Source organism: Acidobacteriota bacterium, assembly GCA_034211275.1.
In the GTDB taxonomy this organism is placed as follows: domain Bacteria; phylum Acidobacteriota; class Thermoanaerobaculia; order Multivoradales; family JAHZIX01; genus JAGQSE01.
Genome location: JAXHTF010000166.1, coordinates 1 through 15,352, shown reverse-complemented (window position 1 = coordinate 15,352; position 15,352 = coordinate 1). Strand labels below are relative to the sequence as shown.

The window sequence follows — 15,352 nt, the reverse complement described above, 5'->3', positions numbered from 1 at the left end:
GATGAACCACAGCCGCTGCTGGGCGTAGGAGAGCAGCGGCGAGCCGTCCCCGGTCCACTGCGGGATCGACGGCCGCGGCGCGGAGTCGGCCTGCTGCGAGCGCTCGGCGGCGCGGCGCTTCTTCTCCTCGAGCATCAGCTCCAGGAGCCGCCGCTGCTTGTCGCTCAGTCCATCTTGCTTCTTCGTTCCGTCGCTCATCAGGTCTCCTCGACGCCGAGGGCGGCTTCCCGCTTGCTCAGCTCCGCTTCCAGCTCTTCCTCGCTCAGGCCCTTGACCCGCTCGAGGAGGTTCTCCAGATCTTTGTCTTCTTCCGCCCGCCGCAGCTCCTCGACGTGCTGCGCCAGCTCTTCCACCGTCGGCGCCTCGAAGAGCAGCCGGATGGGCAGCTCCAGCTCCAGGAGCTCCCGCAGCCGGGTCACCAGCCGCGAGGCCAGCAGGCTGTCGCCGCCGAGCTCCAGGAAGTGGTCGTGAACACCGATGCGCTCGACCCCCAGAAGCTCGGTCCAGGCGCCGGCGATGGTGCGCTCGAGATCGTTCCTGGGAGCCACGAACTCGACCCGCAGGGCCGGCCGCTCGTAAGAACCCACCGCCGACTCCTCCGGCGCTTCGGCCTCGCGGCGGAAGCTCACCAGGGGCAGGAGGGAGGGAGCTCCAGCTCCCAGCACCAACCAGCGGCGGCCGGCATCGGCGACGGCGGCGGCCAGCAGGCGAGCGGCCCGAGCCTCATCTGACGGCGCCCAGGCGACGAAGCTCCAGCGTCCCGCCTCGGCGGCCGCGGATTCCAGCGACGTCCGGGCTTCCAACAAGAGGCTCGATGCCGCGACGCCGGAGCCCGCCGCAGTGGCGTCGACGGCGGCGTCCGCCACCAGCAGCACCGCCCGCGCGTCGGCGGTCGCCTCCGCCAGCACGTCGAGGCCACCGGCGACCCGCCGCAGGTGGTCGAGGCCCGCCGCGGCGTCCTCCTCCACCGGTGCCGACGAGGCGTCCACCACCGCACCCAGCTCGCCGTATTCCTCCCCGGCAGCATCCAGCACCGCCGCCAGCGCCGCGCCGTCGGTACGCTCCGGATCCACCACCCGCACCTTCACCCCGCGCTCTTCCAGCGCCCGGGCCCGGCGGATGCGCTTCGCCAGCAGGCTGGCGCCGGCCTCGGAATCGAGCCAGCCGTCCCATTCCTCGCGGGCCGGGAAGCCCGCCGGCTCCACCGTCACCAGGGCCGCCCCGGTCTCCGCCAACGCCTCGGCGAAGACGAACCCGGGATCCCCCAGGCCGTCGAAGAGCAGGTGGAAGCCGGCCCCCGCAAGGGCGCTCTCCGAGAGCTCGCCGGCGATGGTGGGCTCGGCGACGAGCTCCACCGTGGGCCGCCAGCGGTGAGGGCCGCGGAAAGCCGCCACCGGCGGTTCCATCGCCCCCGCCCCGGACGACACCGGTGCCACCATCACCTCACCCACCAGCTGGGCCACCGCCCGGCGACGCCGGGGAGAACCGGCGGCCCCGGCATCGACGTCCACCACGCCCAGGCTCAGACCTAAGCGATGGCCGAGGGTCGCCGCCGCTCCCGCCACCGCCGCGGCGGCGGGGTCGACGGTCTCGGTACCCACCACTTCAAAGAAATTGCAGCCGACGAGCCACAGCTCGGGCTGCTGGTCCGCTTCCGCCAAAGCTTCCGCCAGAGCCAGCAGCTGCTCGCAGCCGTCGATGCCGGCGGCGGTGGTGCGCAGGTCGAGGATCGCCGCCGGCATCTCGCCGGCGGTCTCCGTCACCAGCTCCGTCCCGGCGACAGCGTCGATGCGCCGCACGAAAGCACCGCGCTCCTCCAGGCGCGCCGCCACTTCCTCGCCGAAGCCATCGTCGGTGGCGGGGTCGTGGAGCAGCCACCAGCGCTCGCGCCCCTCGGCCACCTCACCGCTGGCCGGCGGCGGCTCGGTGCGGCGCCAGCCGGGCACCGCCAGCGCGCCGGACGCCGCGACATCCTGCGCTCCCCCAGTGCGGCCACTTCCAGCTCGGGCGCTCGCCGAAGCGGCGCCGGGCTCGGAGGTGACGATCCAATAGCGCTGGCGCTCGAAGGGATAGGTGGGCAGCACCACCCGCCGGCGCCGCTCGCCGCCGTGGACGCTGGGCCAATCCGGGCGCGCCCCGGCGAGCCAGGCCTTGGCCAGAGCTCCGAGGGCAAAGGCGACGTCGTCGTCCCGTTCGTAGTCGTGGCGCAGAGCTCCTACTACCGATGGCCTGGCCACCGCCGGGTCGGCCGCTGCCGCCGCGGGATGCTGGAGCACCAGCGAGGCCAAGGTCTGCCCCGGCCCCAGCTCCACCAGGATGCGGCCGGGCTCCGCCAGCAGCACCTCGATGCCGCGGGTGAAGCGCACCGGGCTCAGGGTGTGCCGCGCCCAATAGGCCGGATCCACCGCGTCCTCCGGCTTCACCTCGGCGCCGGTGACGTTGGAGATCCAGGGCAGCTTGGGCTCCGTCAGCTGGAAGCCCGCCACCAGCTCCTCGATGGCCTGGGCCACCGGTTCCATCATCGGCGAGTGGAAGGCGCGCTCCGCCTGCAGCCGTCTGCTGGCCACCTCCCCCTGGGCCAGATGCTCCTCCAGGGCCTGCACCGCCTCCGCGGGGCCGGCCACCACGGTCTGCTCGGGGCCGTTGACGGCGCTGACGGCGAGCTCCGCGGACACTTCCGCCGCATGCTTCGCCGCCTCCGCTTCCGGCAGCGCCACCGCCAGCATGCCGCCGGGGGCCAGCTCCTCGATGAGCTGCGCCCGCCGCGCCACCAATTGCAGGGCGTCCGCCAGCTCGAGGGTGCCGCCGATCACCGCCGCCACGTATTCGCCCAGGCTGTAGCCCAGGAGCACCGACGGTTTGAGACCCCAGGACTGCCACAGCCGAGCCAGGGCGTATTGCACGACGAAGAGCGCAGGATGGGCGAAGCGGGTGCGGGCCAGGGGGCCTTCCGGCTGCGCCGAGCCGCGGCGCAGCATGGCCTTGAAGTCGAGCTTCTTCTCGCCCTCCGCCGAGCTCTGATCCTCGTCGCTCTCGCCGTCGGAACGATCCGCTTCGAAAAGAATCGAGCGCAGATCCTCGCCGAGGATCGGCTGGAGGATTTCGGCACAGCGGTCGACGGCGTTGCGGAAGGTAGCGTCAGAGTCGTAGAGCCCCTGCCCCATGCCCTGGTACTGGCCCCCCAGCCCCGGGAAGAGGAAGGCCACCTCGCGCTCGCCGTCCTCGCACCAGCCGGTGAGGCGGCGGCGCGGGCTGTCGCCGGCCAGGGCCTCCACCGCGTCCGCCACCGACGAGGCCACCACCGCCCGCCGCGCCGGCAGATTCCGGCGCCCCACCTGCAGGGTCCAGGCGACGTCCGCCAGCTCCGCGTCGGGATGTTCCCGCAGCCACTGCGCCAGGTTGGCGGTAGCGGCCTCCAGCGCGGTGTCGGAACGCGCCGAGAGCACCAGCAGTTGATGCTCGCCGGCAGGGCCCGTGGGCAGCGGCTCCGGCGCTTCTTCGAGCACCACGTGGACGTTGGTGCCGCCCATGCCCAGGGAGTTCACCGCCGCCCGCCGCGGCGTCTCGCCCCGAGGCCAGGGAGTGCGCTCGGTGATCACCCGGAAGGGGCTGTGCTCGAAGTCGATCTTCGGGTTCGGTGTCTCGAAGAGGATATTCGGCGGAAGCTCCTCCCGGGACAGGGCGAGGGTGGTCTTGATCAGGCCGGCGACGCCGGCGGCGCGGTCCAGGTGGCCGAAGTTGGCCTTGATGGAGCCGATGCGGCAGAAGCCGCTCTGGTCGGTGAAGGCGCGGTAAGCCTTGGTCAGCGCCGCCACCTCGATGGGGTCGCCGAGCTCCGTGGCGCTGCCGTGGGCTTCCAGGTAGGAGATGGTGGAAGGATCGATGCCGGAGTCCCGGTAGGCGGCCTCCACCGCCCTCGACTGCCCCGCGACGCTAGGAGCCGTGTAGCCGGCCTTGGTGGCGCCGTCGTTGTTGATGGCGCTGCCCTTGATCACCGCGAAGACCGGATCGCCGTCCTCCAGCGCCTCGGAGAGCCGCTTGAGCACCACCACGCCGACGCCCTGGCCCAGGACGCTGCCGTTGGCGCCGGCGTCGAAAGAACGGGAGTGGCCGTCCGGCGGCGCGATGCCGCCCTGCTCGTAGAGATAGCCCTGACGCACCGGGGTGACGATGCGGATGCCCCCCGCCAGCGCCATGTCGCACTCGCCGGAGCGCAGCGCCTGGGCCGCCATGTGCACCGCCACCAGGGAGGTGGAGCAGAAGGTTTGCACCGCCACGCTGGGGCCGGTGAGGTTGAGCTTGTAGGAGACGGTGGTGGTCAGCGAGTCCTTGTCGTTGCCCAGGATCGCCTGCAGCATGTTCACCGACGCCCGCACCCGGGGATCGGCGTGCATCTGGAGCAGGTAGGTGGAGAGGTTGGAGCCGGCGTAGACGCCGATGTCTCCGGCATAGGTCTCGGGATCGTAGCCGGCGCGCTCCAGCGCCTCCCAGGAGCATTCGAGGAAGACCCGATGCTGGGGATCCATCACCTCCGCCTCCCGCGGCGAGTAGCCGAAGAGGCCGGCGTCGAAGAGATCCACGTCTTCGAGGATCGACCCCGCCTTGACGTAGCGCGGGTCGTCCACCAGCTCCCGGGAGATCCCCGCCTCCAGCAGCTCCTCGTCGGTGAAGAAGGTCACCGTCTCCTCGCCGTCCAGGAGGTTCTTCCACAGCTCCTCGGTGTTGCGGGCGCCGGGGAAGCGGCCGGTGGTTGCGATGATGGCGATGTCGCTGTGGCCTTCGCCCTTGGCCGCTCCTTTGGCCACTCTGCGCCGCTCCTCCAGCACCTGGGACGCCGCAGAGGCCGCCGGCGCGTCGGGCAGCAGGTGGCGGGCCAGGGAGGCCACCGTGGGATGCTCGAAGAGAGCCACCGGTGGGACCTGGAGGTCGAGCTGACGCCCCAGCTCCTGCACCAGCTGGAGCCCCAGCAGGCTGTTGCCACCGAGGTCGAAGAAGTTGTCCTCGACGTTCAGCGAATCGACGCCGAGAATGCGCTGCCAGATGGCCGAGAGCTGCCGCTCCAGCGCCGCCTGACCGCCCGCCAGCACTCCCGTCGAGGCACCGCCGGCAGCCCCCGAGGCACTGCCTTCCGCCACCGACGCCGACGGTCCCGCCGCTGCCGACACCCCCGCAGCCCCACCAAGGCCGAGCTCCTCGAGGAAGCGCTCGCCGGTGAAGGAACGGCCCAGCTCCATGCGCCCTTCCAGCTCCTGGGTGGAGACCACCAGCCGACCGGCGTCGCCGGCGAGGATGCGGTCCAGGGCCTCGACACCCTCCTCCGGGGTCATGGCCTTGTCGAGCATCTCGGCGCGCCAGGCCTTGAGATGCTCCGGCACCTCGGTGTAGACCGCCAGGCCCACCCGATTCCAGATATCCCAATTCACCGCCAGCACCTCGTAGCCTCGGGGCTCGGCCGCGGCGGCCTCCGCCACAGCGTCGAGGTAGGCGTTGGCGCCGCAATAATCCGCCTGGCCGAACTCGCCCAGCACCGAGGCGATGGAGGAGAAGAGGAGCAGGAAGCCCGGTCGCCGGTCCTCCGCCAGTCCGTCGAGGAGGGAGAGCAGCACCCGGGCACCCTGCACCTTGGGACCGACGATGGCCTCCGCCATGGCCCGGGTCTTGAGCTGGATGATGCCGCCGCCGGGAATGCCGGCGAGGTGAATCACGCCGTCGAGGCGGCCGAAGCGCTGGAAGGTCTGGTCCAGGACGGAAGCCATGGCCTCCTCGTCGGTGACGTCGGCGGCCAGGGCCAGAACCTCGGTGCCGGCCTCTTCCAGGGCCAGCACCGAACGCAGCCGCTGCGCCGTGGAGTCGTCGCCCTGGGCCGCTTCCTGCCACTCCTCTCGCGGCGGCAGGGGCGAGCGGCCGGTGAGCACCAGCTTGGCTCCGTGGGCCTGGGCCAGGTGGCGGGCCACCTCCAGCCCGAGGCCACCGAGACCGCCGGTGAGCAGGTAGACGCCGCCGTCCCGCAGCCGCGACGAGCTCCCCTCGCTGGGCATCTCCTCACTGGGCATCTCCTCCATCGCCGCCAGGGGCTCCTCGCGGTAGTCGCGGCGATACGCGGTCCACTCATCCTCCCCGCGGCGCAGAGCCAGCACCGGCTCCACCACCGGCAGCGCCGCCGCCTCGGTCAGGGCATCGAGGAGCTCGGAATCTCCGGCCTCTGCCTCGAGGATGTCCCTCGGGAGATCCCTCGGAAGATCCACCACGCGGCAGCTGAGCCCCGGCATCTCCTGGGGCGCCACCCGCGCCGGCCCCAGGAGCAGAGCCCGGTCCGCATCCGGCGTCTCGCCGCCGGTCACCGCCGCCAGGCCGCTGCCCAGGACTTCCAGGTGCACCGCTGCGGCCCTTCCCGATTGACCCCGTCCCGATTGCCCCCGTCCCGGCTGACCCTGACTCTGCCGACCCAGGGCCTGGGCCAGGAAGAGCAGGCTGTAGAAGCCCCGCTCCTGAGCCTCGGCGAAGCTCGCCGGAGCATCCAGAGCCCAGCCGTGGACGATCAGCCCCGGCGCCGTCCCGGCCGCCTCGGTGGCGGCTTCCAGAAGCTTCGAATACACGCCCGGCTCGGCGGCCCCGAGGGTGAAGCGCGAAGCCTCGCCGTCGAGCCGGCGGAATTCCTCCCCCGCCTCCACCACGACCACCGGAGCTTCCCCCGCCAGCCGACGGCCCAGCGCCTCGGCCATCCCGGCGGCATCGGCGAAGACCAGTACCGGCGCGCCGGCGGCGAAGGGCGCATCCCCCGCCGCGGCGTCGAGGGCCAGAGGAGCCCACTCCGGGCGATAGAACCATTCCGCCAGGTCCTGCCGCTTGTCCAAGGTCACCGCACCGTGGCCGGAGGAGCTGGGCAACGCTTCGCCGGCGCCCGGCAGCGGCAGATCGACCCAATGGCGCTGGCGCTCGAAGGGATAGGTGGGCAGCGGCACCCGCCGGCGGCCGGGGCCGGAGACCGCCGCCCAATCGACGTCGGCGCCGGCGGCCCACAGCTTGCCCAGGGTGGTCAGGAAGACCTCGCCGTCGGGACGGCGGGTGTAGAGATTGCGCAGCGAGGGGAAGGCCAGCGCCGAACGCTCCGCCGGGATCTCCGGATGCTGCTTGACGAAGGAAGCCAGCCCCTGCCCCGGGCCGACTTCCAGCAGGACCCTCGGCCCCGCTTCGAGGAGGGTGCGAGCGGCGTCGCCGAAGCGCACCGGCGAGACCAGATGCCGCGCCCAATAGGCCGGGTCTGTGGCCTCCTCGTCGGTCATCCAGGTGCCGGTGACGTTGCTCACCAGCGGGATCTCGGGAGTGGAGAGGGCAGCCTCGCCGGCCAGGCGGGTGACCTCGTCCGCCAGGGGCTCCATCATCGAGGAGTGGAAGGCATGGGTGGTGGGCAGGCGGCGGTAGACGATCTCCGCGGCGTCGAGCTCCTTCTCCAAATCCTCCACCGCCGGCACCGACCCGGCGGCGACGGTGGCCACGGGACCGTTGACCCCCGCCAGGGACAGGCCGTGGCGCTCCAGATAGGGCGCCGCCGCCGACTCGTCCAGGGGCAGGGCGATCATGGCGCCGGCCTCCAGCTCGGCGATCTTGGCGGCGCGGCGAGCCACCAGCCGCAGCGCGTCGTCCACCGGCAACACGCCGGCGACACAGGCGGCGACGTACTCTCCCAGGCTGTAGCCCAGCACCGCCGTCGGCTCGATGCCCCAGGAAGCCCACAGCTGGGCCAGGGCATATTCGACGGCGAAGACCGCCGGCTGAGCGATGCGGGTGTCGTCCAACGGCGAGGCCTTGCGGGCCCCCGAGCCGCGGCCGAGCATGGCTTTGAGATCCGGAGCGGCGGCGGTGGTTTCCTCTTCGCCCTCGGGGAAGAGCAGCGGCCGCAGGTCCTGCCCCAGCTCCTGCTCCAGCACTTCGGCGCAATGATCCAGGGCTTCCCGGAAGGCAGGCTCGCCGCGGTAGAGGCCGTGAGCCATGCCCGGGTAGTGCTCGCCGAGGCCGGGGAAGAGGAAGACCACCGGCGGTCCTTCCTGGCGCTGTTCCAGATCGAAGCCGGCAGCGGCCTCGCCCTCACCGCGTAGCGCCGCCACCGCACCGGCGGTGTCCTGGACCACCAGCGCCCGGCGGAAGGGGAAGCGCTTGCGCCCCACCTGCAGCGACCAGGCGGCGTCCGCCAGGTAGGCGGCGGCTTCCTCACCGCGCTCTTCCAGCTCCTCCAGATGATCCGCCAGACGCTCGCTCAGGGCGTCCCGGGCGGTGGCGGTGCGCGCCGAGACCAGCAGCAGCTGATGCTCCCGCACCGGCGCTGGCGAGGCCTTGGGCACCGGCGCCTCCTCGACGATGACGTGGGCGTTGGTGCTGCCGATGCCGAAGGAGGAGACGCCGGCGATGCGCGGCTTGTCCCCCCGGGGCCAGGGCTCCAGATGATCCACCACCCGGAACGGGCTGGCAGCGAAGTCGATCTTGGGGTTGGGGTGGTGGAAGTGCAGGCTCGGCGGCAGCTCCTGGTGGTAGAGGGCGAGGGCGGTCTTGATCAACCCGGCGACGCCGGCGGCGGTCTCCAGGTGGCCGAGGTTGGTCTTCACCGAGCCGACGCCGCAGAAGCCCTGGGCCTCGGTGTCGGCGCGGAAGGCCTGGGTGAGGGCCAGCATCTCGATGGAGTCGCCCAGATCGGTAGCGGTGCCATGGGTCTCGACGTAGGAGATGTCCTCCGCCCGCACCCCGGCGATGGCCATGGCGTCGAGGAGGACGTCGGTCTGGCCCTGGACACCGGGGGCGGTGAAGCTGGCCTTGGCGGCGCCGTCGTTGTTGGTGGCGGATCCGCGGATGATGGCGTAGACGGTGTCGCCGTCCTCGATGGCGTCCTCCAGGCGCTTGAGCAGCACCGCGCCGGCGCCGTTGCCGAAGTTGGAGCCGGCGGCCTCGGCGTCGAAGGTGCGGCAGGAGCCGTCCGGCGACAGCAGCCCGCCCTCCTGGTAGAGGTAGCCGGTCTTCTGCGGAACGTTGACGCAGGCACCGCCGGCGACGGCCATGCGGCATTCGTTGAGCAAAAGGCTCTGCACCGCCAGATGCACCGCCACCAAAGAGGTGGAGCAGGCGGTGTGGAGGGCGTAGGCCGGCCCCCGCAGGTCGAATTTGTGCGCGATGCGGGTAGCCATCACCGCCAGGTCGTTGCCCAGGGCGATCTGGAAGTTGTCGAGGGTGTTGAACAGCTCGCGGTTGGAGAACAGGCTGAAGAGATAGGTGTTGGTCTTAGCGCCGGTGAAGACGCCCACCCGCTGATCCAGGCGCTCCGGGTCGTACCCCGCCTGCTCGAAGATCTCCCAGGCGCACTCCAGGAAGAGGCGGTGCTGGGGATCCATGAGCTTGGCTTCCAGCGGCGTATAGCCGAAGAACTCGGCGTCCAGCTCCTCGATGCCCTCCACCACCGACGCTCGGCGGACGAAGCGTGGATTGCGCACCAGCTCCGGGGCGACGCCAGCGGTGAGGAGCTCCTCGTCGCTCAGCTCCTTGAGGCTCTCCAGGCCCTGGCGCAGATTCTGCCAGTAGCGCTCGACGGTGTCGGCGCCGGGGAAGCGGCAGGTCATACCGACGATGGCGATCTCGCTGCCGTCGTATTGGGTGTCGTCGTGCTGGTCGGTCATCTCGAAGTCTCGTTTCTATGCCAAGCCGGCGGCCCACCGCGGATCGGTGACGGCGGCCGGCGATGCGTTCGTTCTCTGACTCACCGATCCCCGCGGCGGCCACCGCGGCGTCGCTGGAGGAATGCCCTGCGGCGGTCGGCGCTCTCGCGGCGCTCCTGAAGGTGCTCCGCCCGCTCCCGGCGCTCCTCCTCCGCCCCCTTGCCCAAGAGCTCGGCCAGGGCGCGCACCGTCAGGCCCTCGTAGAGCCGGGCCACGGGCAGCTCGACGCCGAGCTCCGACTGCAGCCGGTCCGCCACCCGAATGGCGACGAAGCTGTCGCCACCGAGCTCGAAGAAGTTGTCGTCCAGGCCCACCGCCTCGAAGCCCAAGAGGTCCTGCCACACTGCAGCGATGCGCTTCTCCAAGTCGCTTTCGGGGTCGGCGAAGGGGGTGGAGAGGGCGGGCCGAGGATGGTGGGGCCGGCTTTCGCCGCCGGCACCGTCGGAGCCCCGATGGCTCTCCAGCTGCCGCCGGCGGTCCGCCAGGCGCTCCTCCAGGTCGCCGGTGGAGACCAGAATGCGCGGCTCGCCGCCGGCTCCCTCCACCGCTCTGCGGAAGGCGCGCCAGCCTTCGTCCGGGGTCATGGCCAGGGCCGCCAGCTCCGGACGCAGGGCGGTGATCTGGCGCTCCTCCCCTTCGAGCTCCCAGACGTCCCAGCCGAGGGCCAGCCAGCGGGGGCCGGCGGCGCCCCGCTTCCGGCATCGGGCCTGGGCGAAGGCGTCGAGGAAGGCGTTGGCGGCGGCGTAGGCGCCGTAGGCCATGCCGCCGAGCTCGGAAGCCAGGGAGGAGAGCAGCACCACGAAGGTGGGCTGCCGCTCCGCGGGCAGGCCGTCGAGGGCCGCCGCCAGGGCCAGGGTGCCGTGACCGCGGGGGCCGAAATGCCAACCCGCCTCCTCGGCGCCGGTCTCCCGCAGGGCGCGGAAGGTGCGCTCGCCGTCGGTACCGGCGGTGTGGAGCACGCCGTCGAGGCCTCCCCGCCACTGCGCCGCCGCGCTCACCGCTGCAGCCACCGCCTCGCTGTCGTCGAGGCGGGCGGGGAAGACCCGGACCTCGCCGGCTCCCGCCGACAGGGCTTCCAACCGCCGCTGGGCCTCGCTCTCCGCCTCCGGTTCCACCGGTTCCAAGAGCGCCAGATGCCCGCCCAGATCCGCCAGCCGCCGCGCCAGGGCGTAGCCGTTGCCCTGGAGACCGCCGGTGACCAGATAGCGCCCGCCGGGGCGCAGCCGGAGCTTCGAAGTCTCTTCGGAGGCCTCGGAAAGATCCGCCACCTCGGGTAGCAGTACGGGCTCGAAGCTGGGCACGAAACGGCGGCCGGCGCGCAGGGCGATGCGTTCGTCACCGGAGCCCATCAGAACCTCGCGGCCCAGGCTCTCGCCGACCTCGGCGGCTGCGACAGCGGGATCGAGATCCACTACCCGGCAGCGCACCGCCGGCGCTTCCTGGGGCAGCACCCGGGCGAGCCCCTGCAGGGTGGCGGCTGCGGCCCGCGGCGACTCGGCGGGGCCGACGGCACAAGCACCGGCGGTGGCGAGCCACAGCTCCACGCCCTCCTGGGCCCCGGAAAGAGCGCCGGAGAGAGCAGGCCCGAAGGCCCGCAGCAGCTCGAGGAGCGGGAAGAATCCGCGCGCCTGCGCCTGGTCGAAATCCTCACCCGTCGCCTGGTCCTCCATCGAGGCCGCCATCGAGACCGCCATGGGCGCGTAGAGGATTCCCCCGGGTAGCCGGTCGCTCTCGCCCAGCAGCCGCGCCAGCTCGCCCCAGCCGGCGGCGCTGGCCCTGTTCAGATGGAAGACGCCGGCAGGCTCCTCCCGGACCTCGTCGCCGGAGCCTCCACCGAGGCGAACCTGGAGTACCTCGCAGCCCGCCGCTGCCAGGGCCTCGCCGGCGGTTTCGAGAGTGGCGGCGCCCCCTTCCTCCATAACCATCAACCAGCGCTGGGGCAGATCTTCCCGCGGCTCGTCGGTCTCGCCCCGGGGAGCCGGGCGCCAGGCGGGGGCCAGGAACCACTGCCCCTCGTCCTCGATCTTGCTCAGCGGTGCTCGGCGCACCGGCGGCGGGGTGCCGGCGTCGATCCAGAAGCGCCGGCGTTCGAAGGGATAGAGGGGCAGGCGCACCTTGAGGCGCCGGGCGTCGCCGTGGATTGTGGGCCAGTCCATCTCGTAGCCGGCGGTCCACAGCCGCCCCAAGGCTTCGAGCACCGTGCGCTGATCGGCAGCGGCGTCCGCCTCCTCCCGGGCCGGCGGCAACGACGCCGCCACCGGCCGGTCGCCGCGATCCCCGTGACGCCGCGCCAGGGTCGCCAGGGTCTGCCCGGGACCGACCTCCAGGAGGAAGCGGTCCGGCTCCTCCAGCAGCGTCGAAAGGGCCTCGGCGAAGCGCACCGGCTGGCGGAGGTGACGAGCCCAATAGGCGGGATCGGTGAGCTCCTCCGGGGTCGCCCAAGTGCCGCTTTGGTCCGACACCAACGGCAGCTCCGGCGGGTTCAGCGTCGCCTTCTCCACCTCCTGCCGGAAGGCGTCGAGGATGGGCTCCATCATCGAGGAATGGAAGGCGTGGGAGGTGTGCAGCTCCCGCGCGCCGATGCCCTCGCCGCGCAAGACTTCGACGAAGGCTTCGACGGCGGGGGACGGGCCGGAGACGACGCAGCGCTCCGTCTCGTTCACCGCCGCCAGATCCAGCTCCGCGGGAAGACGATCCCGCAGCCCCTCCTCCGCCAGCGGCACCGCCACCATGGAGCCCGCCGGCAGCTCGTCCATCAGCCGCCCGCGCACCGCCACCAGCCGCGCCGCGTCCGCCAGGGAGAAGACCCCGGCCTCCACCGCCGCAGCGTATTGGCCGATGCTGTGTCCCACCACCGCCGCCGGCACCACGCCCCAGCTACGCCACAGCTGCGCCAGGGCGTGCTCGACGGCGAAGAGCGCCGGCTGAGTGTAGCGGGTGCGGTAGAGCAGCTCCCGGGCAGATTCCCGTTCCGCTTCCGGAGGGAAGACGAGCCCCGCCAGATCGCGGTCGAGATGGGGCCTGAGCGCCGCAAGAACCTCGTCCAGGGCCTGGCGGAAGACTTCTTCGGTTTCGTAGAGGCCTCGGGCCATGTCCAGATGCTGGCTGCCCTGACCGGAGAAGAGGAACGCCACCGGCCGCTGGCGGGGCGCCTCCGCATCGACCCCCCGCAGCCAGCGGGCGGGCTCCTGCAGCACCGCCGCCGTCTGCTCGGGCAGCAAGACCGCCGCCGCCCGGTGGGGCAGCACCGCCCGGCCGGTCTGGAGACTCCAGGCGACGTCCGCAGCGTCGAGCTCGGGATGGGCGGCGAGATGTTCGGCGAGGTTCTCGATGCTGCGCTCCAAAGCCTCCGCGCTAGCCGCCGACACCACCAGCAGCTGGCCCCGGTCCTCGGCGTCCCCGGCCTCCCGGGGCGGCGCTTCCTCGACCACGGCGTGGGCGTTGGTGCCGCCGACGCCGAAGCTCGACACCCCGGCGCGACGCGGGCCGTCCACCCCCTCCGGCCAGGGCTTTAGGGAATCGGTGACGAAGAAGGGGCTGGACTCGAAGTCGATGGCCGGATTGGGAGTCTGGTAGTGCAGACTGGGAGGAATCTCCCGATGCTCCAGGGCGAGGGTGGTCTTGATCAACCCGGCGACGCCGGCGGCGGCGTCCAGGTGGCCGAGGTTGCTCTTCACCGAGCCCAGGGCGCAGAAGCCTTGATCCGGTGTCGATTCCCGGAACACCTTGGTCAGCGCCGTGACCTCGATGGGATCGCCGAGGCTGGTGGCGGTGCCGTGGGCCTCGACATATTGCACGGTGCGCGCATCGACCCCCGCCACCGCCTGGGCGTTGGCTACGGCCCAGGCCTGGCCCTCGACGCTGGGGGCGGTGTAGCTGACCTTCACCGAGCCGTCGTTGTTGATGGCGGAGCCGAGGATCACCCCGCGAATGACATCGCCGTCCTCGACGGCGTCCTCGAGGCGTTTGAGCACCACCACCCCGACGCCGCTGCCGAAGATGGTGCCCGCCGCCTGGGCGTCGAAGGAACGGCAGCGGCCGTCCGGCGAGGCCAGCCCGCCGTCCAGGTAGACATAGCCCTGATCCTGGGGCACCCGCACCGTCACGCCGCCAGCGAGGGCAACGTCGCATTCATAGCTCTGCAGCGCCAGACAGGCCTGGTGCGCTGCCACCAGGGAGGTCGAGCAGCTGGTCTGCACCACCATGGCGGGGCCCTTGAGGTCGAGCTTGTAGGCCACCCGGGTGGGCATGAAGTCCTTGTCGTTGGTGATGAAGACCTGGAAGCCGCCGGCGCCGTCGAAGAGCTCCCGATGGTTGACCAGGTTGCTCAAGAGATAGGTATTCCAGGCGACTCCGGCATAGACCCCGATGAGGCCCTCGGCCCGGGCCGGGTCGATGCCCGCATCCTCCAGGGCGTGCCAGCACTGCTCGAGGAAGATGCGCTGCTGGGGATCGAGAATCTCCGCCTCCCGGGCGGTATAGCCGAAGAGCTCGGCGTCGAAGGCGTCGACGTCGTCCAGCCGGCTGGCGACCTTGACGTAGGAAGGATCCTGAAGCCAGCGCTCGTCCACGCCGGCGGCCCGGAGCTCGTCGTCGGTGAGCTCCTCCATGGCCTCGACGCCGTTGCGGAGATTGCTCCAGAAGGCGTCGAGATCCGGCGCCTTGGGGAAGCGGCCCGCCATGCCGACGATGGCGATGGCACGGTCGGCCGCTGCCTCCTGGTCGGCCCCTGCTTCCTGGTCGAGGTCGTCGTCGTATTTGGTGGTCAAATGCCTGGCTCCCGAAAGAATCGGTGTTCAAAAAGGTCCATGGTCGGTGTGGATGGGTTCTAGCGTTGCCGCGGGCGCGGCCGACGCCGGAGGGCCTTGTTGCGTTTCTGGGCGCGGCTCTTGGCGGCTTCGGTGACCTTGACCTGCTTTTCCGGCGCCAGATAGCGCGCCAGAGCGGACACCGTCGGCGCCTCGAAGACCGCCACCGTGGACAGCTCGCGGTCCAGCTCCTGCTTGAGCTCGGAGACCAGCTGGATGGCGTTCAAGGAGGTTCCGCCGAGCTCGAAGAAGTTGTCGTGGACGCCCACCCGGTCGAGGCCCAGAACCCGCCGCCAGGTGGCGGCGATGCGCCGTTCCAGATCGTTCTCCGGCTCGGCGTACTCGCTGGAAACTTCCGGGCGCTGATGGTCACTGCCATCGCCCTCCGCCAGCCGCTGCGCCAGGGCGTCGCGGTCGTTGGCGTCGAAGTGCCGCTCCAGCGCTGTCAGGGAACGGGTGGTGATCACCAGCTGAGGCCCCGGCGCCGCATCGAGGATGCGCATCAGGACCTCCACCCCCTCCTCCGGCAGGATCCCGTCGCCCACCTCCGGCGCCGCGGCAGAAGCCTGCGGCTGTCTCGCTCCCTGGGCGCGCATCTGTTCCACCAGCTCCTCGCTCACCCGGCGCATGGAGAAGCCTCGAACGGTCACCCGCTCCCGCCCCTCTTCGTCGAGGACCGCCAGGTCGCAGGTCAGATTGTCGGCGGCGCCGGTGGCATCACCGCGCAGCCGCAGCCAGCCGAAGGCGCGGCCCGGCAGCGGCTCCCGCACCACCAAGGACTCGTAGGCCAGGGGCAGGTAGTTGCCCTCGCCGAGGAATTGCACTGCCCCGGCAGCGGCGTCCAGC

Annotated in this window: 4 protein-coding genes; all 4 read right to left on the bottom strand. The window is 71.6% G+C overall.

The annotated features are described in order from the left end of the window. Positions 1–198 (bottom strand): hypothetical protein (locus tag SX243_19840; GenBank protein ID MDY7095235.1); only part of this gene is annotated, 198 nt, incomplete at its 3' end. Then, positions 198–9,659 carry an SDR family NAD(P)-dependent oxidoreductase gene (locus tag SX243_19835; GenBank protein MDY7095234.1) on the bottom strand — a complete coding sequence of 3,154 codons (9,462 nt, stop codon included), beginning with the start codon at positions 9,657–9,659 and terminating at the stop codon, positions 198–200. The genes SX243_19840 and SX243_19835, both read right to left, overlap by 1 nt. An 80-nt stretch (positions 9,660–9,739) precedes the next feature. Further along, positions 9,740–14,467, bottom strand: coding sequence for an SDR family NAD(P)-dependent oxidoreductase (locus tag SX243_19830; protein ID MDY7095233.1), 4,728 nt, complete (start codon positions 14,465–14,467; stop codon positions 9,740–9,742). A 59-nt stretch (positions 14,468–14,526) separates the two neighbouring features. Beyond that, positions 14,527–15,352: phosphopantetheine-binding protein (locus SX243_19825; GenBank protein ID MDY7095232.1), on the bottom strand; the 826-nt coding region annotated here is incomplete at its 5' end.